Raw genomic sequence first — 23405 nt, 5'->3', positions numbered from 1 at the left:
CGATTTGATATTCGATGGCTATGACCGAAGCCCAACCTGCCCATTTTCGACGTCACCGCTTTCCTGCCGAGATTATCGCCCATGCGGTCTGGCTCAATTGCCGGTTCCCGCTCAGCTTTCGCGACATCGAGGATCTGCGTGCCGAGCGCGGTATTGAGGTTTCATTCCAGACTGTCTCGGAATGGGCTGAAAAGTTTGACCTTAAATTCGCCCACCAACTCCGTCAGCGCTCGCGAGGTCACTTTGCCGAGAAATGGCAGCTTGATGAAATGGTGGTGACGATCAAGGGAAAGAAATATTGGCTGTGGCGCGCCGTTGACGCCAATGGCTACGTTCTTGATGGGCGCTGTTACGTTAACCTGAGCGGGGACGGAATTCGTTCTTTAACGAAACTCCTATGCAGCGTTCAAGTGCGCGATTTCCCGCCACATGCTTGTGACGGCTTGTCGTAACTGACGATGACCGCAGTCCGTCAGGCCGATTTCTCCGTTGGCCGCATCATAAGAGCCAAGCCTGTCGGTGACCATGACACGCGGTGAGCAGCCTTGCCCAGATAGAAGCTTGCGCATGAAGCGCTTGGCGGCCCTTGTATTGCGGCGTTTCTGGACAAGAACATCCAGCACAAACCCATTCTGATCAACCGCTCGCGAGAGAATATAATGCTAACTCTTGATCGAGATCACGCATTCATCCAAATGTGACTTGTTGCCCAGGTGCGGTGTGCGGCGACGGATACTGTTGGCATAGGCGCGCCCGAATTTCTCTGCCCATTCACGCACCGTCTTATAGCTGAAGATGATCCCGCGATAGGCCTGCATGTCTTCCACCATGCGAAAGCTGAGGGGAAGGCCGAAATACAGCCGCACTGCTTCGGCGATAATCTCTGCGGGATAACGATGGCGATGATAAAGCGAGGTGCCAGATCTGATCATGCCCAGTTATCGCAACCAACATTTACAGTAAAGTTAAGATAACGGTGCCCTGGAACGCCACATAGGAGTTTTGTCAAAGAACGAATTCCGTCCGCGCTCAGGTTAATGCAAAAGTGCATATTTTTGTCACATGTAGGTACTTATCGATCCACAGATAAGGACGAAAGTCACGAGTATCTACCGTAACGGTCTGTATGCAGCCGCTGTTCCTGCACAACTAGCCTTCGTGTATGGCCGGTTGGCATCCTCAATTTCAGCCAGGGGCGTACCGCGTGGCATACCTATGTCGGGTCAGGTTATTACCATCACCTCCGGCAGGAACCGCGCGCAACGCTGAGGTGGTCCGATTGAAAAAATCGATGAAGGTGATGTTGTCTTTTTCGAGTGCAAGGAACAGCACCAACAGGGAGCAGCATCGGATTCCGCGATGACCCAAATCTCGCTCCAGGAAATGGTTTGGCCGAAGGCTCTACCAATCTTGCTTTTGTTCGGGCGATAAGCGTATTCTAGGCTAACCATATTTTGACCGTCAGCCTGGCCTGCGTTTTGGATTGGTTCATAGCATCAAGCGCCGATTACCAATCGAAGCGGACGCCGAAGGTACCAGCCGTTGCTGTTTGGTGACTACGCCCGCTGTCAGGCGACCAGCGATAGCTGGCTTGACCATATAGGCTCACTTTTTCCTTCAGGCGCGCAGTTATCCCACCACCGATCTCGAATGCTGTGTCGCCGAACCTGTTCTCAATCGCCGGTGAGGATGGCCCGAAGGACACGGTGTCATTGCCTGAGAAGGAATGCCAGAGATTGAACCGCGCATAGGGCTGCCACAATGTTCCGCGCTCATCGCGCCTTGTATATTGCAGCCGCGCTCCCAATCGTCCGGTCCAGGCTTTGCCTGTATCCCAGTTCACATCCGAATATTGATCATGGGCCCCGTCCACCGAAACGTCCTGATAGATGAGTTGCGCCTGCGGTTCTATCAGCCAGCGATCTTCCTCTCCAAAGCGGATCGGATAGCCCGCTTCCAGCGATGCCGTATATCCAGTCGCTTTTGTGGAGAGACCGGCGTTGTAAAGCGATGTCGCATCTGCATCGTACCAGCTGCTCTGTACCACCGCATCGAGATACCAGCCCGTCGGACCAAAATGAGTCCAATAGGCGCCGACCGATGGACCTTTCAGTGTTAGCTCGCCCACCGACAAGTCTTGTACTCCTTGCGCGAAGCCGCGCACCGAACTCGAATTGTAGTTGGAGTAAGCGAAGTACAGGCCAGCATGATCTCGATGACCGCTATCCGTTGTTCGCCGCAGGATGTCGAGGCCCGTCTGGAAGCCTGTCAGATCGCCTGTCGCACTGGCATCAACGGAACCGCCCCATCGGTTGCTGAAGTGTTCACCGAACACCCGTCCCCAAGCACCGTTCACATAGGCCCGTGACTCCGGCAAGCCTCGCAGGTTTTCCTCCTCGCCCACGCGCTCATGCAGCGTGCCCAAGGTGGTAAGTCCCATTTGCCGCGCAATTGCAGGAATCGGCGCATAGAGCGCCACTTCTGGACGGTAGATCGGAGTATCCGGTTCTTCCGTCGTAGGGCCTGTCGATGTGTCGATAATATGGGACCGGAGGAACCAATCGTTCGCATCGGTGCTGCCGCCGCGGAAGAGCTGGTATTCGTAAGCGCCCGCAGCCACACGCTGGCCGAGCGTGAAAGCATCGGTCGTGGTGGTGCCGCCATTCGTTACCTGCACCAGCATGATGCCATCGGCGACGGTCTGCGCTCCCGAACCGCCGGTATTGTTGATGAGCACTGATGTCGTGCCACTGGCTTGGCCGCCATTGATCACCAGCAGGTTGCTCGGCGAGCCGTCGGCACCAAGATAGGTGTTGAAACCGATACGGCTGCCAGCGCTGCCGGTGTAGCTGCCAACGGTCAGAGTGCTATAGGCTTCCGGTCGCGGCAGGAACTGGATCAGACCCGCATTCGCAACAATATCGGTTGCATTGGAATCGCCAGTGATGTTCCAGATACTGCTGGCATCGATCGTGATGTCTGTCGCGTTCTGCGCTAATCCTGTCCAAAGGCTGTCTTGCGCCAGTGACACGTCCGCATTGTTACCTGCGTCGACCAGCAAGTCGCCTGTCCATTGCGATGTGTTTAGACTGGCGCTGACTGTATTGCCCGGGCCGGTCAGCACAAGATGACCGGTCCACTGGCTGTTGCTGAGATTATAGGTGAGCGTCGAAGGATCAACGACGATGTCGCCGGTAAGCGAAGCTATGCGGTCAATATTGAGCGTCAGGTTGCTAGGCGTACCCACCGTATTCTCGGTCACCTTTGCAAGCAAGAGCTGTCCGTTGACCAGAGCCGGGCTGATTGCCGTGTTGCCATTGATCGAGACTGTACCAATGCCGCCCTCGGCGAGGATGATCGCGGCATTGGTGGCACTCAGACTTCCGCCGGTGAAAGACACCGTGCCCGGTGCGCTTCCAGCAAGATCGATTGCCGCCGATCCGGCACCGTCAACCGCGACTGCCGTGCCGGATGCGATGACCGTGCCGCCATTTACCGCCGCAAGACCATGGGCGGCGCTGCCCATAGTGGTAACGTTTACATCAGTAGCAGTGATCGAACCGCCCGCCATCGCATGTATGCCGATGGCATTATTGTTTTCCGTGGTGATATTGGTGCCAGACAAGCTGACGGTGCTTCCAGCGTCGGTCGCCTGGACGCCGTCGGCGCCACCAACTGCGGCGCTTTCGCCGCCCTTTGTCCTGATGGTGCCACCCGTAATCGAGGCCGCAGCCCCCTGGCTGACACGAACGCCGATGGCTCCATCGCCAGTAGTCGTGATTTTCGTGTCCTGAGCTTGCAGCTTGCTGTCGACACCGATCACATCTGCGCCATGGCTTTCGAGGCCTATCTCAACCACTGGAAACTGCAGAGCAGGCGGGTTGCCGCCGGTCACTATATAACCTGTGGTGACTTCAGTTCCGGTCACGGTGATCGTACCGGCATCGGTGACAAGCAGACCTGTGCTGGAAGGGCCGGTCGTCCGGACTATGGTTTTGGTCAGAATGACAGTACTGTCTGCGCCACTTGCTTCCGCGCCGGTGGAATTGGGCTGGTAGGTGAAAATACCGTAACCAGCATAATCAATGCTGCCTCCGGCATCGGCCCATATGCCCTGGCTGTTTGCGCCGTAGGTGGCGCTGCTGGTACCATCGCGGACGACGATGCTGCTATCAACACCGCGGGCAAGCATGCCCGGCGCATCGGCGTTGATTGTGCCGCCATAATAGTCGCCTGACGCGATGGCGCCGCCGCTCATTGTGATCGTTCCGCCGCCGGTTGCGAACAGCACGGCGCTACCGCTTCCATAGCCGTTCAAGTAACTATTGTTAAGAATAAGATTGCTGCCGGCGCCTGAAGCCACTCCACCTGGAGCATTGTCGCCGAAACTATACGTATTCAAATCATTGAGAGTGATCGTTCCGCCGACGTCGGCAAACACGGCAGTGGCAGCCATACCGTCAGTCATGACGTCGGTGCGGGTGAGTGTGACTGTGCCGCCGCTGGCGGCATATGCGCCGAGCGCGTTGTCGAGTGCCGTGTACACGGCGCTGTCGGTCAGTGTAATGCTGCTGTCGGCCCCAACTGCACTGATGCCATAAGCACCGACGCCGCTCGCGGTGACAATCGTGTAGCTGCCTATAATGACACCGCCGTCCTCGGCGTAGAGACCATAGGCGTCCGTGCCATTGGTGGTGACTTCAGCCGCGTCCGAGGAGGAGCCGATCACGCTGATCGTCCCACCACCGCTCGCACGGACACCATAACCGCTGCCGCTTGCTGTCAGATAGACGGATGCGCCGCTATAACTCCCCGTGCCGGAAACGTCGACTACTGGTGCAGCGTCGGTACTTTCTCGCGTGGTGAAAGCGGGATCCGAGCAACTGCCTGAAGAAATACTAACTGCCGCCGGTGCCGATGGTGCGCATTGCGCCAAGGCTTGCGCGGAGGGCAACAGCACCGTCATCGCTGCGGCCAAGGTCACAGGATGGAAGCAAATAGAGTTCAATAACTCTTTCTTCCGCGCATTGCAGATCCGCGCGCGAAGGGTTGGAATGGCAACAGACATCTCCACATGGTCAACACGCAATCGACGGCCCCTCTGTCGCGCAGCTTCCTGTGCAGGAAGCATTTCGAGAATCAATTAAGAAGATTAATATAATATACTTAGAATTGGGCAAGTCGGACGTATTGGCTTTTTAGCCTAAAACTGCTGAGAATTCTGAAAACGATCAATTTCTTGCGGGGGAATTCCCAACGGATATATACAGTCGGAACCAATCTTAGTAAGCACACATGAATTCCGTGAACTTCATTCTACTTAGCGCGGTGATGCGCTCCTTCGGTCAGTCCGAGGTGATGCAGCGCAAAGGGCATACGCACGAAAAGTCTGCTTATAGCTATCGTTCCGATGTGTTTGATTATGTGCGGCCAAGGCGGCCTGCATGATAGTGTCAACGTAGACATTCTGATACCGCCTGCTTAGTAAACGCAAAAGCCAACTCCCCCGCACGATCTCTGTCGCAATACAACGGTACTGGTTGATATTTATCAACTACCCGTCATTATATTAAATATAGCTAATTTGCATCGCATTAATATTAAATATGCTTATTTTACACAAAGCTAATTGGATGGAATACAAGTATAAATGGATAGGCCGCCGTGCCGCCAGCGTGCATTTTCTGATGTTCATGTGCAATACGAAAGTGAACTGTATTCGGAGGGAAGAATGCTGAGATACTTGTCCATGGCTACAGCCATTTTGGTGGGCGCCAATATTGCGCCGTCGGTCATCGTCGACGCTCAAGCTCAAACGACTGTTGAATGTCGATCCAGAGACTACAAATATGATGAATGTTACGCGGGGCCGCTGTCCAAACCTCAGCTCATTCACCAGACTTCGAGTTCGGCGTGCATCTTAAATCGCACGTGGGGATATAATCCGAAGAGCCGCTATATTTGGGTTGCCCAGGGGTGTTCTGGTGTATTTGCAGATGTGCGTGGCTATCACCACGGTCGTGGCGATGGATTTGATCCAGGTGCACGCCAGTATGATCATCACGGTCATGATATAGGCGGTGTCGTAGCGGGCGCTGTTCTGGGTGCGATCGTTGAGGGAATGGTTGCTGATAGTGGGCACAAGCACCATCACACGACCAGCAATCATCGTGATTCCGACGATTATAATGGCTGTCACGGTATTGGGTGTACAGTCGACCGACCTGATGACTCCGGGGATATAGATACAACGCCGCAGTTCGATAAAAACGGAGAGCCCAACTACGATACCCATGGCAACTATATCGGTTGCCATGGCGTCGGATGCCTGGTCGACAATCCAGATTAAGGTTGACGTCGATAAATGAGGGGCAAGACTATGTCCCTCATTTACGCGGTGGTTGTCGCTATGGCTTTTAGAAATTATATTTTAGCATAATATAATAAACGGCACAGATAATTCTCAATCGGCATTTTGAATATATAATTCGAATCTCAAATTCTTAGTTTTCCATTATCGCATCTAAAAATGCCAATGTGCTGGTGGTTTACGCCAGATGTTCAAGACCCATCAAGCGTAGAACATCAGCTCCGCATCGTTGGATAGCGGCGTGCTTTTAAACCTGGTCTCTTTTTAGCAGAATTGGGAGAAATAAAGTTATTTCCTGATAATCCGAATTCATTCATAGAGCAATATTTAATGTAATCATATTTATTGAATATATAAATAGTTTAGCGAACAGAAAATACATGATCGTCAATCTCGCTTGAGGGGGCATTTGCAATGCCGATCTTGTGCCCAATGATCGAAGGCACCGGATTTTCGGCGATCGCTGTTGGCGACTTGATGCATGCTGGGGGTATTCGGATGGAATTACGCGTCTCGCAGTTCATCGACAGCACTCTTTCGGGAGGGCCGTTTCCGATCGCGCTCGGCTGATCCTTCAAAAGCTTCCGGCCTGTCAGGCCCTGCGACCCTGTAAGGGCAATCATAACTCACAACAGACTATCGAGGAGCAGCGGGTAATGGCGAAGCGAGGGCAGGCGGTCAAATTCCGTTTGGCGAAGGTTTGCGCAGTATTGAACAAATCGGAATGCGAGCTTGCTCATACGTTGGGGCTTTCCAGGGCCGCGTTAAAAGCGATCGACCGTCGAGGGGCACCTCTCTATTTGCAATTGGCTCTGACCGCGCTGATGGCGGGAACCCAACCCGCTCCATTTTTACAAAGGCACAATGATAACGATCATCAAGGCAGTGAACACGATTTCATGAAGCAAGCTGGATAGAACGTCGGGGGACGGGTACTATGAACAAGGTGACCGCCCTATTTGCCCTTCTCGTGATTGGGTTAACACCAAATGATACTTTCGCAGCTACCTGCGGAAGTGCATCTGCAAATAATCCCGCAATTAAGATGCTGCAACGACAACTTTCGGCGCTTCGAGCCATTGAGCGTGGTCGGGGTTGTAAACCCGGTAAATCTGATGGCGGTTTTTTCAATGCCTGTCGTGACGTTGGCATGAAAATTAGTGAAGTCCAGCAGGAGCTGAGCCTCGCATCTTCCGCTGATCGGGAATGCAAGGCCCTTGCATCTGCAGTACAGCGTCCAAAAGCAGTCAACATGTTGAACTCCGCAACACTCGCCCGCACGGGGCCAGCTATAGACAGGCCAAAGAAAGTCCCCGGATTCAAAAATGGACTGCAATATTGCGTGCGTCTTTCGGACGGTTATTACTTTCCGACGCCCAATTCGCAGTTCGGCCAGAAAGGCGGCACAGATGCCGCGCTTATTCAGTGCAGAATGATCTGCGATACGAACGATATGGCAGTCTATGTTAACGACCAGAACGAAGAATCCGCTGAAATGGTTTCGGTCCAGACGGGTCAAACCTATGCCGATCTCACAACGGCTTACGATTATCACGGTGATGGAGAATTCAAACGCTGCAACTGGAATGGTTATGTTGCGAAAGTCGCCTCACTCATGACTGTCAAAAAGCAACCGCGACGGATTGCAGGTTCGACAACTTCGTTGCCAGACACGGGGCCGGCGAAAGTGGCAACTATGGTCGCAGAAGTTGTTCCCGAACAATATCGGTCAGCTCCAATCCGCGAGGTTCGCGTCGTTGGCCCAGCGTTCATACCAGATATCGATAATCAAGCGTTCGGGCAGATGCGTTACAAGCAAAGTCCATAACCGTCTCTTACAGCACAAAGTGATATGGCAGCCGTCGTTAACCGGCGCCATGGTTTCCAACATGGGATATCAATTGATGAGCCTCAAGTTCAGACATATGCTGCTCGCACTCCTGCCGCTGGCAGTTGCCGGTTGTGTTACCGCAGAGGAAGTCGACCAGGACAAATGTTCATCCTTCGGCTTTCGCCCCGATACAGATGCATTCGCAAGCTGCATGATGGAGCAGAGCGCGCGTCACGACGATGAAGAGCGGCGCTATATGGATGGTCTTCATGAGCGGCAGGAGCGCGAACGCAAGAAAGAGCGCCGTCGCCGTGAAGAACGTCAGATCGACACGCGACCTCAGTTTGATAAGGACGGCAATCCGAACTTTGATACACAAGGCGATTATATTGGATGTCACGGCGCTGGCTGTCAGGTCGATGATCCAGATGCAGACAACTAGCTGAAGTCGTAGTCGGCATTCCGAAATGGCAGCAGCGTATGCTCATCGTATAATGGAGATAAATCATCAAGTATCATGACGGAATTTCTTTGCAAGCAGGTGTTCACTAAAAATGTATAGAATAAATACTTATTTGTAAGATATAAGTGTTTAAAATAGTTGTGGCGTTCACGAGGTAATGTTAGTCGACATCCATAATGGAGTGGCTTTCATCCCCTCCGGATTGTGACGCGAGGATCCCCCAGTTCCCTCGCGTTCGCGGTTTAAAAAAGGCCCAACTATGATCAATGTCGCCTTGGAATGGTCCGTTCCGATATTACTCTTCCTTTGTGGGCTCGCGCTTATACTTGCGGCGAAATTAAACGCGATGACCACGAAATGGGGTGTCGGATTATGCTTTTTAGGGGTCGGCTATGGTTTGATGCTTTTTCGTACGAAGAGCTTTTCTGCAGTTAAACCTCTCGGAGAAGATCTCCTGTTACTGACAGGCGTGGCGATCTGCTGTGAGGCATTTGCTGAGAGGTTTAAGCTGAAAGTGTCCCTGGTCTTCGATGGGGTGATTGTTCTCCTCGCATTGTCGGCTGCAGCTCTTTCTCTGTTGTTTTTCCACAGTGTCAGACTGGAAAGTCTATCGATAATTATTGGTTGTGCAGTCCTCGTGCTTTCATATGTGTGGGAGGTAGAGTTCAGAAACAGGACAACACCCGATTTAATAATTTTATTATCTTTTATTTTTGTTTTCGCCTGCTTGCTGATTCAAGCGGTCATTTACATATTCCTTGATGATGGAGAGCCTACAGTCGGTTTATGGAGCAATTCTATCTGGGGGATACTAATCCAATATACTGGGCTCATCGGTGGGGTTGTACTCGCATTCTCCGTCCTCCTGGCGATAAACCTGGATGTACTTGCTGCCTATCGACAGAGAACGACCACATTTTCCACATCCTACACATCGGTGCGCTCACCTGAACTTGCAAGTATAGCCACGACGCCCAATGACGTGCAGGCATTGCCTTACGGAACAAGCAATGTGCAGAAGTCAATTAACGCTGAGTATTTAACGCTAGGGCCAACCCAGAGCTCACATAATGCATCTGATGTCGAAGCCGTATTAAACGATATTGCAGGATTTGAAGATGTTATCCGTGATTGCCTTTTCAGAATGACGAATTCAATTGACTTTGCCCGCTCGCCACGAGCGCGCAAGTTCATTATCTATATTGTCGAAGAAACGCTTTCCGGGAGAGCGGATAGAATTAAGGAATGCGCAATCGCGCTTGACGTCTTTGATCGAAAAATTGGGGATGATCTGGTCGGAGATTCACTCGTTAGAACCAGTGCGAAGCGGCTTCGCGACACACTCGATGCATATAATAAAGGACTGGGGAAATCCGAGCCTATACATATTACGATTCCCAAGGGAGGGTATATACCCAGATTTACACGCAACGTCTCGATAGGATGATTGCGAATGCATCTATCGGGTTTCGCGGGGGACCGTTATGCCCATTTCCAGACAGGAACCTAACATAACGGCTCAGAGGCCCCTTTTTCTGAGGAGAAAGCTAAGACGTTGCGTCTTTGATGTGACGGTTACGTAACGTTCTAAATTCAATTTTACTCACTTATATAATAATCCGAGCTGTAGTTCTTATTAAGCAATGTCAAATCGATGGACGTTGTATAATGCGATTGTGGAGCGTGGATGGGTGACCGAACATACTGGCCAATAATGGCGAGTTCGATAATCGTAACGGCGGAGGATGTGAAGTGTAATCCTTCACACATCCGGACGAAATCACAGCGTGGCTTTTCCCATCAAATTGGTCTCTTTGATTGGATGCGACCTTTCTGGAATAAGCAACATCAAAAGCCCGTTTCGCGCTTGCACCAATCTATTACCGAAGTCTGCCGATACTTGTTGCTTGCCTGCATTCCTCAATCTGAAAGCTGTGGCGGATCGCCGTCGATACTCGCTCGTTTGACCGATTGCAGTCGTGTAGGGATTAAATTCGCTAATTCGCAGCGCGTCGTTCCGGGTATCGCTCGAAGATGAAGTGGCTCGAGAGCATCCCGGAAGAATGGGGCAAGGTTTACAGTTCAGAGAAAAGCGCAGTTACGCTCACCAGAACAGGACCAAATGAGATCCAGCTGGTGGCCCCGGAGCCGTTCGCTCTTATTCTTCTAACTCCGCAGATGGAACGGGAAGCGAGGCTAGGGTCTGACAGACGCACCTCTGCAAATGTTCCGGTTGGCTCTTTGGAGTTGATTCCGGATAAGGCAGATCTCTTTGCTCGATGGCACACACCGAAAGAGAATATATTGACGTCTTTCGGTGCGGAGCGTCTGCGCAACCTCGCGGCCGTGGAGTTCGACAATGACGAGTACGAGTTAAGGCCGCTCAGAGCTGGAAGTGTCGATAAGACCGCATTGGCGTTGGCGAACCTCATGCGTGACGAGATTTTGCGTGAGTGTGACAAGCCAAATTTACTGTATTTGGATTCTCTCAATGTCGCATTCTGGTTGAACGTACTGCGGAACCATTCTTCAATCAAAAAGGTGAATTACAGCCCGGCTTCTGGTGGGCTTTCGGCGAAAACCTGGCGTACCGTCGATGATTACATGCGATCTCACCTGTCGGAGAATATTCCAATTGAGAAACTGGCAAGTTTGGCTCGCATATCGGTCAGTCACTTCGCGCGCGGATTTCGCCAAACCACCGGAAAGAGCCCACATCAATATCTGATAGACTTGCGGCTGGAATATGCCGAGATGTTGATCCGGGCTGATGATCTCCCTCTAGCTGAGATATGGAGAACCTGCGGGTTCGGAAGCCAAAGCCATATGACCTCACTTATGAGGGAGCGCAGAAGAACGACACCAACGAAAATTCGGCGCGGTGGAATATAGCACCATTGAGGTCCAATGCGTCCGTCGACCATTGGGCTTGGTTGCATCTGCGAATATCAGCGTATTCTGAAACAACTCTTCTATCTGAATAGGACTGGAATCTGATGGTCGGCCGTTACTTTGTAGCAGCGATCTAAATAGGAACTCTGGTATATCCTGAGTTGCACAACGTCTCACACAGGAGTTGACCAACGACTTCGAGTTTCATTTCGTACACGCCTCATAGCAACCAGGCCCCCTTGACTACCGTCCTATCGAATATGTGGTAGACGGTTTAAGTGCGAGCTTAGGCGATGACAGATACTCGAACTATGACGATGTCCTGTCAACGCCGGCACGAACAATCGGGGTTACAGTTATGATGTCGCGGAACGGCCAGCTGCCTGCTTGATGCTATAGACCAATCACCGGAGGCTGGCGAGGACTTTCCATACTGGTCAATGTTGGCCACGGTGACAGACCGCTGTCAGTCCGCCCCCTTATAACTGACAGCGGTCGCTTGGGTTATGTGAGATCGTTATGTCTCCAATATCCTGGGTATTTCGTTATAAACTATAGGAGCCTAATTCCATGACTGATCATTCCATTAAGGGCAAAACCGCCATCATTGCTGGTGGTGCAAAGAATCTAGGTGGGCTCATTGCCCGTGATCTAGCCGCTCATGGGGCCAAGGCAATCGCAATCCACTACAACAGCGCTGCGAGCAAAGCTGACGCTGACGCAACCGTTGCCGCTGTGAAGGCGGCAGGCGCTGAAGCAGTTGCCTTTCAGGCCAATCTGATCACTGCAGGTGCAACAGAGAAACTGTTCGCTGATGCCATTGCTGCCATTGGCAAGCCGGATATCGCGATCAACACCGTCGGTAAGGTTTTGAAGAAGCCGATGACGGAAATTTCGGAAGCTGAGTATGACGAAATGTCAGCAGTCAATGCGAAGGCTGCATTCTTCTTCATCAAGGAAGCGGGTAAGCAACTGAACGACAACGGCAAAATTTGTACATTGGTGACTTCCCTGCTCGGCGCCTATACGCCGTTTTATTCGAGCTATGCCGGTACCAAGGCTCCCGTTGAACATTTCACGCGTGCGGCTTCAAAGGAGTTCGGCGAACGAGGGATTTCTGTAACCGCCATCGGACCTGGCCCTATGGATACGCCTTTCTTCTATCCTGCCGAGGGCGCTGATGCTGTGGCCTATCATAAGACCGCAGCAGCCCTTTCGAGTTTCTCGAAGACCGGTCTCACGGATATCGGTGACATCGTTCCCTGGATCCGTCTTCTGGTCTCGGAAGGTTGGTGGATGACTGGCCAGACCATCCTCGTTAATGGAGGATACACCACCAAGTAATAGGATGGCGGCGCAGAGTGCCTTTGGTTCGGGCGCGGCTGTCAATGTTTGATTGTAAACGAGGGGGATGTGTCGATGAAGCGATTATTAACAATTGTGTTGGTTGCGTTTGCTGTACTCCAGTCTTCGGTGGCCTATGCTGATCTAAAGGCGGCGGATCGAAGGCTGAATGATCTTTATGGTCAGGTCATCAACGCGTTGCCGGCTTCCAATCAAGGGCAACTCAAGGAAAGTCAGCGCAACTGGATTAAATATCGCGATAGTGAGTGTCGCTATCAGCAGGTGAACTACGCGATTATGGTTTCCGAAGCCGACTGCAAGGAAGTATTGACCCGCCAAAGGATCGGTCTTTTGAGCCAACAGTTGGGTTGGTTGAAAAAACTTGGTGACAAGGACGAGGCGGATACGGCGGCTGACTGCAAGCAGGAGATTGGTGCGAAAGCGGCGAACATCCTCGTCAATCAATGTAAGGAGATTTCACCTGCTACGAATCCGCCATGCAATGCGGCCAATTCGTGCGATCTGATCAGAGATGAAATCAAGCGAGGTTGCAGCATGGCTGGCGACAAAAAGCCAGCATACTGCCAGTAATCTCAAGTTTGTAAGCGTGTTTACCGACGCGTGAAAAATGGCGGGTTTCGATCTCGTGCTTTTTCTAAAAGAATTAAAAGCCAACACAGATATATTCGATCGGGACAGGCGAACAACATTGGGCTGATCGGGGATTATTGGTATTCAGATAATCTAAAAGACGGCATTTATTACGGAATGCCGTCTTTTCCTGTATGAAAAAATATCTGGGTGGTGAATTTGTTTATCCAATTTACTGGAACTTTATGGTGCTGAAGCGCGATCAATAGGAAAATAATCTTTATTTATTTGAAGAAAATTGTTGCGGATGGAAAAGTAATCATTTCTCACCGATCATTTATAAAGAACACATTGTTTTGATGAACTTAACTAAATCTTGGCTTGTCGATCATGTGTCCAGATGCTAGTCGAACACCGAGAATGTGGGCAAGCAATGGGTAATCTATCGCGCAGCTCATTCGTTCTTTCGACGTTCATCGCGTCTCAATTCAACTGAAAACTCGTGAAGGCCGTCTCATGATCAATTCCGCTCTGGAATGGTCCGTTCCATTGTTGATCCTTGTTTGCGGCTTTGGTCTGATTGGTGCTGCCCGGTTTGGCTTTCCGACAGTTTCATGGGGCAGTGGGCTGTGCCTCCTTGGAGCTGGTTACGGCCTCATGCTCTTTCGAACAGTTACATTCTCGGCACTCAAACCTTTGGGAGAAGACTCGCTTATAATGGCGGGTGTGGCCATTTGCTGTCGTGCACTTACAGAGCGTTTCAAAATCCGAAAGAAGCCGGTTCTGGATGTAACTATCGTGGTTGTTTTCTTGGGCATGGCCGCCCTTTCACTGATGGTCTTCCAAAGCGTACGGCTTGAAACACTATCAATCCTCACCGGTAGCGCGTCGTTGATCCTAGCTTCTCTCTGGCGCGTGAAATCGAAAGTGAAATCGTCCTCAGACACCATAATCTTTGCAACATTTGCTGCGATATTTCTGTTTCTATTGTGTCAGTGTGGCGTCTATCTCTTATTGAACGATCTTGCACCGGAGGTGGGGTCTTGGAGCCGCTCATTCTGGGGTGTGGTGCTTCAGTATACCGGGCTTTTTGGTGTGGTTATCTTGACGTTTGCGATTGTGCTTGCCGTGAGCATGGACGTGATTGATCGTTACCGCAATCTGGCAAATACGGATTCACTCACGCGAGTCTATAATCGCAGAGGCATGCAGGCATTCATACGTTCGTTTCAGCTAGACAACGTCTCAAGAGAACAGGCAACAATCGTTTTGGCTGATATTGATCATTTCAAAACGGTGAATGATCAATATGGGCATCATGCCGGTGATATGGTTTTGGCCGATTTCGCTCAACTGCTGCAAGAGCGGGCTGGCCATGGAAGCTGTGTGGCGCGACTGGGAGGAGAGGAATTTTTGGTTCTTCTGCCCCGTACTCCAATGAAAGCCGCAATTACCATAGTGGAAGATCTGCGTTGCTCTTTTGCAGCGCGAAGGTGGTATCACATATCTGCAAACCTTCGTCTCACCGCGAGTTTCGGCGTCACTGTCCTCGAACATGGTGAGCCATTCAAATCGGCAATCACGCGCGCTGACACTTACCTCTATCAGGCCAAGCAAGAGGGAAGGGACCGTCTGGTGGGAGACAAGGCGGCGTGAGTGCTTGGATTAGCAAATAACCTGGTGCATTCGGCCTTATGACACTGCTCAACGACGAGGAAGCGCCTAAGCCCGCTCACCTCCGCGCTTGCGTAGGCGATGTTATCACTGAGGTAAAAGGTATCCGGGGGAACACGAAACTCCCTTCTCAAAAGACTTTGCAGCCCACAACCAGTATGGGTGGCTCTCCCGCTTTGGGCAGGGAGAGCCTTGAGAGTGTTTGAATCTTAACCCGCTTTAGCGAGACGACGAGAGATGGCCTCTGCCGCATCGATAATTGAATCTGTATCGATACCGAAATGCGCATAGAGATCAGCGATCGTTCCCGTCTGCCCGAAATGTTCGACGCCAAGCGATGTGGTCGCATTGCCGTGAACAGAGCCCAGCCAGCCGAGCGTTGCGGGATGTCCGTCCGTGACGGTTATGAAATGCGCATGTGACGGAACGGGAGCCAACAGCCTTTCAATATGGCTTGCAGCCTCACCAAATCCGTGGCGTCGTGCCCGCTGAGCTGCTGTCCAGCCAGCGTTGAGGCGATCGGCTGAGGTGACGGCGAGCACGGCAACGTCTCGTTGTGTTTCTGCAAGGCGGCCTGCGGCTGTCAGAACTTCAGGCGCCACGCAACCTTGATATGCAAGAACGAGACGCGTGTTTGGTCGGGGTTCGCGAAGCCAATAAGCGCCGTCGATGACGCCTTGACGAAACGCTGAATCTTCCCGACGGGCGATTTGCTCGATTGGTCTCGTCGTCAGGCGCAAATAGATTGAACCGCCTGCCTCGTCGCGCAACCAGGTTCGCGGGTCATGTTTTGCATGACCCTCTCGCTGCATATAGTCGAACGACCAGTCCATGATGACTGAAAGTTCGTCAAGGAAAGCGGGCTCGAAACTCGCTAGACCATCCTGACTCATGCCGATCAATTGCTGGCCAATGGACTGATGAGCCCCACCCTCAGGCGCAAGGGTGACGCCGGAAGGTGTGCCGACGATCATGAACCGGGCATCCTGATAGCAGGCGTAATTCAAGGCATCCAGACCGCGCGCTACGAAGGGATCGTATACGGTACCGATTGGGATTAGCCGCTCTCCGAAAAGCGAATGAGACAAGCCCGCCGCGCCGAGAAGCAAAAACAGATTCATCTCGGCGATCCCGAGTTCTATATGTTGCCCGCCCGGTCCAAATGACCATTTCTGAACCGACGGCACTTTCTCCTGCTGGAAAGTATCCGCCAGGGTCTGGCGCGCAAACAACCCGCGTCGGTTGACCCAGGGACCAAGATTGGTCGAAACGGTCACATCGGGTGCTGTCGTGACGATGCGGCGAGCCAGATCATCGTCTTTCCGCCCGATGGCATCCAGTATCTTGCCGAAACCGGCCTGTGTCGAAAGCTCGCGATCATCAAGGAAAACGGGACCGTCCGTGCGAACCGGTTCGGCATTGTAGCGTCGTTTGCCATTTGCAAAGAACGGAACAGTTTCGAGGAATTTCTCGACTTCGGTTGAATTCGGGATAGCACCAAATTCATCCCATTCCTTTCCTGCGGGCACACCGACACGTCGTTGAAACTCTTGCATCTGGGCCTTGGTCATCAGCCCGGCGTGATTGTCTTTGTGTCCGGCGAGCGGTGTGTTCCACCCCTTGATCGTATAAGCAAGAAAGACTGTTGGCCGGTCGTGATCAATGCCCTCGAACGTATGCACGAGGCTTTCGACGCAATGGCCACCGAGGTTGTTCATCAGGTCAGAGAGTTCGTCGTCGGACCGGCTTTCGATCAATCGGCTTACGTCGCCCTGATCGCCAATCTCGTCATTCAGACGCCGCCGCCATGCTGCGCCGCCCTGAAATGCCAGAGCCGAGTAGAGTTGGTTCGGGCAATTGTCGATCCATGAGCGCAGCTTCTCCCCTCCGGGCTCTTTGAAAGCTGCTTGCTGGAGTATTCCATGCTTGAGTACTTTGACGTCCCAGCCGAAGGCGGTGAATATGCCTTCAATACGCTGCCACAGGTTCTCACGCACGACCCCGTCCAGACTTTGACGGTTGTAGTCGATAATCCACCAAGTGTTGCGAAGGTCGTGCTTCCAGCCTTCCTGAAGACATTCATAGATGTTGCCTTCATCGAGTTCGGCATCGCCAACAAGCGCGATCATGCGTCCCTTTGGAATATCGGTCCCAAAAGCTTTCGCTGCCAGGAAATCCTGCACTATGGATGCAAAGGCGGTGATTGCCACACCCAGCCCCACCGAGCCAGTAGAAAAATCAACGTCATCAATGTCCTTGGTGCGGCTCGGATAAGACTGCGCACCGCCAAAGCCACGAAAATTGATGAGATTATCGCGGGTCTGATTGCCCATCAGATATTGGATGGCATGAAATACCGGCGATGCGTGAGGTTTGACAGCAATCCGGTCCTCGGGCTTCAAGACGTGAAAATACAACGCCGTCATAATCGACACCATTGAGGCGCACGACGCTTGATGACCGCCAACTTTCACTTCGCCTTTTTCGCGAAGATGGTTTGCATTATGGATCATCCAGCAGGCATGCCACAGGATTTGACGTTCCAGTTCCTTCAGATTTTTCGCGAGCGGCGCGACCTTGGTCGATGGCATGGCTTATTCCTCCCTGGGACGAGCTGTCTTTCGATGCGAGTTCGGCCTATCTGCGGAAAGCTTAAAGCTTTTCGCGCGTTGTTCAAAGACCTGACGCCGCCGATGCAAAATGGGTTTGAATTTCTTGTCTATACGCGGATTTGAGAAAATTACGACTTCTCGTACAGCTCAGCAGTACGCCTACTTCCACGCTTGTGATTGGGCTGTACACTCATCAAAGTGGATATACAGCCTGAGTTCTTGATCAAACGGCCGGTCTACTGCCCCATCAGAATGGAAGCGAGGCTTTCGCCATTCGAAAGACGTTGATGTATTGCGGCTTCGCGCTCCACGACGGCATTCGCTGCATCCACAAGCTCATCGGCTTCGCCGGGAGGTGTTACCATTATGCCGTCTGCATCGGCAGTGATAAGATCGCCGCTACGGACGACCGCGCCACCAACGACCACATCAACACCAACTTCCACCGTTATCTCTTTCGAGATTGGGCCCGCAGGTGTAATGTTCTTGTACCACGTTGGTGGAGCAACATTCGCCAGACCAGCCGTATCCCGGATAGGTCCATTGATTACAACGCCGCTGACCCCAATTGCCGCCAATCGATGAGCCACCAGATCACCCATAGGTACGCCGCCAATGTCGGTCTGCACTTCAACGACAACCACCGCGCCCTTCGGAGCGTTGTCATATGCCTGTAGAAACTGCAGTCTGTTTGAAGGGTCGCTGTTTTTGGCGCGACGCATTCTGATTGTATAGGCCACGCCTATCGCACGATCCGTTGGCCGAAGTGCTTTCAATGTATCTACGGTTCTGTGACGAATGGCGAACCCTCCGTGTAGATGTTCCGTGACATCCCAGATGGTTGAACTGCCCACGCCATCCTTTGCGGATGAAAACTCTGTCTCGTTTGACATGATAATGCCTTTCTGCTTCCCGATCATGGGGTTATCTCGTCGTCCAGGTTCAGGACCCTCAACAAGGTCTCGTTGTTTTCCAGGGCCGCATGAACCAATGCCTCTTTGGCCGTAATCGTATCTGCCTGGCTAACCAGTGCTTCATAATGCGTGCCGGGGAAGACGAACACACCATCGCGGTCGATCGATATGATTGACCCGGGTTCAACCAATGCTGTGCCCAGTTGAAGCGCAACCTGCACTTCGACTTCTGTTTCAGCCAGTTCGAGGCCCGATGCGACTGCATTCCGATACCAGATCGGTGGGCCAAACTGGATGAGACCGTCAATATCCCGTACCGGACCTTCAACAACGACGCCCGCGACCTTCAGCTTTTTAAGCCGATGCGCGATAATATCACCGACTACGGCGCCGCCGAGATCATCCACGAGCTGAATGAACACAATGCTGTCGGCGGGCGCGGCGTCGTAAGCCGCCAATGTCCGGGCGGCATTTGCTCTTGATGGCTTTGATGAACGTCGAAGCCTTATTGTATAGGCTCTTCCTGTTGCCTTGTCGTCCTTGCGTAATGAAACGAGGCCGTCAAGGATCATCTGCCTTGGCGTCCACGGGCCCAGTACCCGCTCGGATGCGTTGGCAAGCACAGGCGTGGAGAATTGATAGCTCGCTTTTTCCATGATCTCTCCTGTCCACTCGAAATGATTGTCCATACTTGCCTGACTATTCGAGTAGCCATTCATTGAAGCGATCCGAAATCGCGTCTCGGTTGGCGGACCAGAAATCGCTATTGATCTCCACGGCATCCTTTGAGTTTTCGGGGCTGCTGGCGAGAAGCTTTGCCCTTTCAGGTGGTATCAAGGCGAACGCGTCGGGATTGGTAGGTGCGATGGCGACCTGGCTTGCAACGCCTGCCTGCTGTTTTGCCTGAAGACTGAATTTTATGAACTCCCGGCAAGCATCCACATTTGGCGATCCTTTGAGTATCGTAAACATGTCGACACCGAAGATGTTGTTCTGCCAACTTAATCCGAGCGGAGCACCATCGCCGATAGCCGCGACGGGGAAGTTTACCCACACGGGAACCATATACACGTCGCCGTTGACGATCAGTTCCGTCGCTTGCACCGGAGTTGTCCACCAGTTTGAAATATGTGGCTTAATACGGCTTAGTGACTTAAAGGCGCGGTCGATATCGAGAGGATATAGCTGCTCTCTGGGAACACCATCGGCCATCAGTGCAATCTCGAGTGTTTCCACGGGGTTTTTGCGCATGGCGCGAGGTCCGGGAAACTGTTCGACATTGAAAAAGTCAGCCCAGTTTTTAGGAGCGGTCTGATATTTATCCGTTCGATAGGTGATCGGTGTCGCATAAATACCGTGCCCCACTGCAAAATCATTGCGATAGGCCTTGGGTATTATAGCTATGGCTGGATCGTCGCTCAGGCCGTGTGGCTCAAGATAATCACCATCCTTGATCAGCTGACTTATGGTTGAACGCGAAAACGATGCCGCCATATCCCATGTTCTGGCGCCAGATTCGACGATGGCCTTGACCTGACTGACCGGCTCGTTCGTTGAGGTGGCTGGTACCACCTTGATGCCTGTGGCCGCCTCGAAAGGATCGTAATAGGATTTCTGCATGGCTATGGCGGTTGGACCACCCGGCGTCCGTATGACTATCTGCTTGGTTTGTGCAAAGGCCGAGCGGGCGATCATCGGCGCTGCGAGCGCGATCCCTGCACCTGTCGCAGTAGCCTTCAAAAGGCTGCGCCTTGAGATCATCATTTTGTCCATAGTTCCCTCCTTGTTTTTCTATGCGTGATTAGAGTGGTCAGTTACGGGATTGCAGTCTGAGACCTATCAGCGTCAATCCGGCCACAAACAGCAGCATCAATGTCGAAAGTGCTGCAAGCGTTGGCGTGGCAATATTCATTGCGTCGTCCCACATCTGCTTTGGAAGTGTCGTGGTTAAGCCACCAGTGACGAACAGGGCTATCGTGAGTTCATCAAATGATGTGATCATTGCAAAGATGAACGCCGAGAATAGGCCGCCGCTGAGAAGAGGCAGGGTAATGCGTCGTAACGTTTGTGTCTTGCGCGCGCCGAGGCTCCACGCCGCCTGTTCATAGCGCGGGTCGAACTGCTTTTGCACGGCGATGATTGTTATGACGACATAAGGTATCGCCAGAATTGCGTGGCCAATAATTAGCCCGACATAAGTGCCTACGAGACCGATCTGCGCATAAAGATAGAACAGTGCGACGGCCAAGACCATTCGAGGCATGATCAAAGGCGAGAGAATGATCGCCAGGATCAAGGTCTTGGCAGGCAGTTTCTGGCGGGCAATCGCAAAAGCTGCGGGCGTTCCGATGATGACAGCCAAGGTTGCCGAGGCCAAGGCAACGATCAATGATCTTATAGCGGCTTGCGTCCAGATTTGAGAGGTGAGAATGGCTTCGTACCAACGGAGACTGAAACCTTCCGGTGGCCAGGTCATGCGACTGCCCTCGGTGAAGGAAACCGGCACCATGACGAGAACCGGAAAAATCAGGAACAAAAGCGTCGACCCGATGACGAGATGGCGCGTGAGGTTTCCGACATTCTGCATCTGGGAACCAACCAGCCGGTTCACACAATTATAAAGACCATCCGAGACGAGTGAGGCGATTTTCATCAGTCGCCGACTGATCGAACCCATGGACCGACCGGACTTGTCCTGATCAGACGTGCCAGCGAGGGCGGATAGGCCGATCAGGTGATCATATATCCAGAAGACCAGCAAAGCCGACAGAAGCAGCAAGAGCGATAATGCTCCGGCAAAAGACCAGTTCAGATATTCCTGAATCTGCTCAATGATGAGCTGGGTCAGCATCGTCTGAAGTCTGCCGCCCAGAAATGCCGGTACGATGAAGAACCCAAGAGATGTGATGAATACGAGCAGAGCGGCGGCGGTAACGCCGGGGAAGGACAGTGGGAAATAAATTTGCCAGAAAACGCTGCCCGGCTTGCCGCCCAATACCATTGCCGCTTTTGAGAGATTGTGATCAATGGACTGGAACACCGGCAACATGGTCAATATGCAGAGCGGCACCATGGCATGTGTCATGCCGATCACGACGGCAGTTGGTGTGTAGAGAAAACCGACGGGTTCGCTCACAAAGCCGAGCAGTTCGAGCAATTGGCTAAGCAGCCCATTCTTGCTCAAAATCACCATCCAGCCAAAGGTCTTGATGAGAAAGCTTGACCAGAATGAAAGCATGATGACGAAAAGAACCATGTTCTTCTGACGTCGAGGCAGCTTGGCTGCAAAGTAAGTGATCGGATAGCTGAGGATCAGGGTAAAAATTGTTGTCAGTGCAGCTATCTGGAACGTCGTGCCAAGGACGCGCAGATAGACAGGCGAGGACAACAGACGGCCATAGTGATCAAGGCTCCATTTGCCGCCGTCCAGGAAGCTCAACTCAAGGAGCCTGGCCACTGGCAAGATGGCGATGAGAATAAGAATAACAAGCGCCGGCGCAATCTTACCCCATTTCGCGACAAGCAAAGAGAGATTGAACGGTTGGGGGTTGCCTTTAATGGCTTTGACGTTCATCACGATTTCCCCGACGTGTTCGGCAGAACCACTGCGCTGTCAGGTGACCATACCGCCATCATTCTTTGCCCTGCCATGGGTTGACCATTTGGTCCCGAGGTAAGCTCCAACGTGGCCATTTCAGCGCCCGTGGGATCAGAGACATAATGCCGGGTAAAGCTGCCCACAAAGATGGATTGCTTGACCGTGACGGGGATAGCATTCCAATCTTGTGGCAAGTCTGCGGAAAGTTTGAGGCGTTCCGGTCGAACCATCATTCGGGCTTTATCGCCAATGCTTAAAGTTGGGCCATATCCTCGCAATATCGTTTGGCTATCAAAACTAGCCGCGAGATACACGTAGTCGCCATTGCGATTTACGACTTCGCCGTCGATAAAGTTTGAATCGCCCAGAAAGTCCGCAGCAAAAACCGTTTTTGGCCTGAAATACAGTTCAGATGGGGTATCCAGCTGTTCGATCCTGCCGTGGTTCATCAGGCAGATCCGGTCAGACATGGTTAGAGCTTCGCCCTGGTCGTGTGTAACGTAAAGGATCGTTGTTTTGTGGGTTTTATGGATATTCTTGATTTCGAGCTGCAGCTGATCGCGCAGATTTTTGTCGAGCGCCCCCAACGGTTCGTCCATCAGAATAATATGAGGTTTGAATACGAACGCGCGAGCCAGCGCGATGCGTTGTTGTTGACCGCCGGAAAGATCGCGCGGACGCCTATTGGCAGTGTGTTCCAACTGTACCATCTGCAAGACGTTCGTGACTTCGCGTTTGATGACTTCGGGTGGTGCGTTTCTCATCCGCAAAGGAAAGGCAACATTCTCGAAGACGCTCATATGGGGGAAAAGGGCATAGTTCTGGAACACCATTCCGATGCCCCGCTCCCACGGGGGAGCATTCGTGGTGCGACGACCGTCGATCCAGAGGTCGCCGGAGTCGGAACTCAGCAAACCGGCCACCATCATCAAAAGTGTCGTTTTCCCTGATCCCGAAGGGCCGAGGAGAGTCATGAACTCTCCGGCCTTCAATTCAAGATCAGTGGGATGGAGAGCCGTGAATGAACCATATGTCTTGCTGAGGTCTTTCACCGCCAGTTTGATATCGGTGCCGTCTTTTGTCGCGTTCAGGTTTAACTTCTTCAACATGGCTGCG

Annotated in this window: 16 protein-coding genes and 2 pseudogenes; 10 read left to right on the top strand and 8 right to left on the bottom strand. The window is 52.3% G+C overall.

All coding sequences use genetic code 11. The features are described from left to right. Nucleotides 1-20 precede the first annotated feature (20 nt). A pseudogene (locus FGI60_RS20420) lies at nucleotides 21-341 on the top strand (IS6 family transposase); the annotation flags it as partial. Between the two features lie 108 nt (nucleotides 342-449). Here FGI60_RS20420 and FGI60_RS26830 read toward each other — a convergent pair. Continuing rightward, a pseudogene (locus FGI60_RS26830) lies at nucleotides 450-932 on the bottom strand (IS6 family transposase); the annotation flags it as partial. A gap of 575 nt (nucleotides 933-1507) precedes the next feature. Then, a complete protein-coding gene (locus tag FGI60_RS20410) occupies nucleotides 1508-5008 on the bottom strand; it encodes an autotransporter outer membrane beta-barrel domain-containing protein (protein WP_171058821.1) in 3501 nt (1166 codons plus the stop codon). Between the two features lie 741 nt (nucleotides 5009-5749). On the opposite strand from FGI60_RS20410, the gene FGI60_RS20405 reads away from it, so the two are divergent. The 9 genes from FGI60_RS20405 (at nucleotide 5750) to FGI60_RS20365 (ending at nucleotide 15147) form a co-directional block, all read left to right on the top strand. Then, a complete protein-coding gene (locus FGI60_RS20405) occupies nucleotides 5750-6349 on the top strand; it encodes a DUF3011 domain-containing protein (protein WP_235889881.1) in 600 nt (199 codons plus the stop codon). Between the two features lie 677 nt (nucleotides 6350-7026). Continuing rightward, nucleotides 7027-7287 carry a hypothetical protein gene (locus FGI60_RS20400; RefSeq protein WP_138786744.1) on the top strand — a complete coding sequence of 87 codons (261 nt, stop codon included), beginning with the start codon at nucleotides 7027-7029 and terminating at the stop codon, nucleotides 7285-7287. Nucleotides 7288-7307: 20 nt separating this feature from the next. Beyond that, on the top strand, nucleotides 7308-8198 hold the full coding sequence (locus FGI60_RS20395) for a DUF2865 domain-containing protein (RefSeq protein WP_138786743.1): 891 nt from the start codon (nucleotides 7308-7310) through the stop codon (nucleotides 8196-8198). Nucleotides 8199-8274: 76 nt separating this feature from the next. Next, nucleotides 8275-8643, top strand: a complete 369-nt coding sequence (locus FGI60_RS20390; RefSeq protein ID WP_328592672.1) for a hypothetical protein — start codon at nucleotides 8275-8277, stop codon at nucleotides 8641-8643. Between the two features lie 280 nt (nucleotides 8644-8923). Continuing rightward, on the top strand, nucleotides 8924-10111 hold the full coding sequence (locus tag FGI60_RS20385; RefSeq protein WP_138786742.1) for a hypothetical protein: 1188 nt from the start codon (nucleotides 8924-8926) through the stop codon (nucleotides 10109-10111). A 587-nt stretch (nucleotides 10112-10698) separates the two neighbouring features. After that, nucleotides 10699-11556 (top strand): helix-turn-helix domain-containing protein, encoded by an 858-nt coding sequence (locus tag FGI60_RS20380; protein ID WP_138786741.1) that lies wholly within the window; start codon nucleotides 10699-10701, stop codon nucleotides 11554-11556. A gap of 570 nt (nucleotides 11557-12126) precedes the next feature. Beyond that, on the top strand, nucleotides 12127-12900 hold the full coding sequence (locus FGI60_RS20375; protein ID WP_138786740.1) for an SDR family oxidoreductase: 774 nt from the start codon (nucleotides 12127-12129) through the stop codon (nucleotides 12898-12900). A gap of 75 nt (nucleotides 12901-12975) precedes the next feature. Next, the gene (locus tag FGI60_RS20370) at nucleotides 12976-13491 is read left to right on the top strand and encodes a lysozyme inhibitor LprI family protein (RefSeq protein ID WP_138786739.1); all 516 of its coding nucleotides are present in this window, start codon (nucleotides 12976-12978) and stop codon (nucleotides 13489-13491) included. Nucleotides 13492-14007: 516 nt separating this feature from the next. Next, nucleotides 14008-15147: a GGDEF domain-containing protein gene (locus FGI60_RS20365; RefSeq protein WP_138786738.1), complete on the top strand. Its 1140-nt coding sequence runs from the start codon at nucleotides 14008-14010 to the stop codon at nucleotides 15145-15147. Nucleotides 15148-15374: 227 nt separating this feature from the next. On the opposite strand, the gene FGI60_RS20360 is transcribed toward FGI60_RS20365, so the two are convergent. The 6 genes from FGI60_RS20360 to FGI60_RS20335 form a co-directional block, all read right to left on the bottom strand. Beyond that, on the bottom strand, nucleotides 15375-17756 hold the full coding sequence (locus FGI60_RS20360; RefSeq protein ID WP_138786737.1) for a transketolase-like TK C-terminal-containing protein: 2382 nt from the start codon (nucleotides 17754-17756) through the stop codon (nucleotides 15375-15377). A gap of 257 nt (nucleotides 17757-18013) precedes the next feature. Beyond that, complete coding sequence (locus FGI60_RS20355; RefSeq protein WP_171058820.1) at nucleotides 18014-18670, bottom strand: RraA family protein; 657 nt, start codon at nucleotides 18668-18670, stop codon at nucleotides 18014-18016. 23 nt (nucleotides 18671-18693) lie between these two features. Next, nucleotides 18694-19347 (bottom strand): RraA family protein, encoded by a 654-nt coding sequence (locus FGI60_RS20350; RefSeq protein ID WP_171058819.1) that lies wholly within the window; start codon nucleotides 19345-19347, stop codon nucleotides 18694-18696. Nucleotides 19348-19390: 43 nt separating this feature from the next. Beyond that, nucleotides 19391-20464, bottom strand: coding sequence for an extracellular solute-binding protein (locus tag FGI60_RS20345; protein ID WP_138786734.1), 1074 nt, complete (start codon nucleotides 20462-20464; stop codon nucleotides 19391-19393). Between the two features lie 37 nt (nucleotides 20465-20501). Next, nucleotides 20502-22265 (bottom strand): ABC transporter permease subunit, encoded by a 1764-nt coding sequence (locus tag FGI60_RS20340; protein ID WP_138786733.1) that lies wholly within the window; start codon nucleotides 22263-22265, stop codon nucleotides 20502-20504. Next, a complete protein-coding gene (locus FGI60_RS20335) occupies nucleotides 22265-23398 on the bottom strand; it encodes an ABC transporter ATP-binding protein (RefSeq protein WP_138786732.1) in 1134 nt (377 codons plus the stop codon). Before FGI60_RS20335 ends, FGI60_RS20340 begins: the two co-directional genes overlap by 1 nt. Between the last annotated feature and the right edge of the window lie 7 nt (nucleotides 23399-23405).

The sequence above is a fragment of the Brucella haematophila genome (genome assembly GCF_005938105.1).
Lineage (GTDB): Bacteria > Pseudomonadota > Alphaproteobacteria > Rhizobiales > Rhizobiaceae > Brucella > Brucella haematophila.
This window is presented reverse-complemented; position numbering and strand designations above follow the sequence as displayed.

Excerpts from the sequence above, each read along its gene's own strand:
- FGI60_RS20405 (WP_235889881.1), top strand. The coding sequence starts at position 5,750 with ATGGCTACAGCCATTTTGGTGGGCGCCAATATTGCGCCGTCGGTCATC.
- FGI60_RS20400 (WP_138786744.1), top strand. The coding sequence starts at position 7,027 with ATGGCGAAGCGAGGGCAGGCGGTCAAATTCCGTTTGGCGAAGGTTTGC.
- FGI60_RS20395 (WP_138786743.1), top strand. The coding sequence starts at position 7,308 with ATGAACAAGGTGACCGCCCTATTTGCCCTTCTCGTGATTGGGTTAACA.
- FGI60_RS20390 (WP_328592672.1), top strand. The coding sequence starts at position 8,275 with ATGAGCCTCAAGTTCAGACATATGCTGCTCGCACTCCTGCCGCTGGCA.
- FGI60_RS20385 (WP_138786742.1), top strand. The coding sequence starts at position 8,924 with ATGATCAATGTCGCCTTGGAATGGTCCGTTCCGATATTACTCTTCCTT.
- FGI60_RS20380 (WP_138786741.1), top strand. The coding sequence starts at position 10,699 with ATGAAGTGGCTCGAGAGCATCCCGGAAGAATGGGGCAAGGTTTACAGT.
- FGI60_RS20375 (WP_138786740.1), top strand. The coding sequence starts at position 12,127 with ATGACTGATCATTCCATTAAGGGCAAAACCGCCATCATTGCTGGTGGT.
- FGI60_RS20370 (WP_138786739.1), top strand. The coding sequence starts at position 12,976 with ATGAAGCGATTATTAACAATTGTGTTGGTTGCGTTTGCTGTACTCCAG.
- FGI60_RS20365 (WP_138786738.1), top strand. The coding sequence starts at position 14,008 with ATGATCAATTCCGCTCTGGAATGGTCCGTTCCATTGTTGATCCTTGTT.
- FGI60_RS20360 (WP_138786737.1), bottom strand. The coding sequence starts at position 17,756 with ATGCCATCGACCAAGGTCGCGCCGCTCGCGAAAAATCTGAAGGAACTG.
- FGI60_RS20355 (WP_171058820.1), bottom strand. The coding sequence starts at position 18,670 with ATGTCAAACGAGACAGAGTTTTCATCCGCAAAGGATGGCGTGGGCAGT.
- FGI60_RS20350 (WP_171058819.1), bottom strand. The coding sequence starts at position 19,347 with ATGGAAAAAGCGAGCTATCAATTCTCCACGCCTGTGCTTGCCAACGCA.
- FGI60_RS20345 (WP_138786734.1), bottom strand. The coding sequence starts at position 20,464 with ATGGACAAAATGATGATCTCAAGGCGCAGCCTTTTGAAGGCTACTGCG.
- FGI60_RS20340 (WP_138786733.1), bottom strand. The coding sequence starts at position 22,265 with ATGAACGTCAAAGCCATTAAAGGCAACCCCCAACCGTTCAATCTCTCT.
- FGI60_RS20335 (WP_138786732.1), bottom strand. The coding sequence starts at position 23,398 with ATGTTGAAGAAGTTAAACCTGAACGCGACAAAAGACGGCACCGATATC.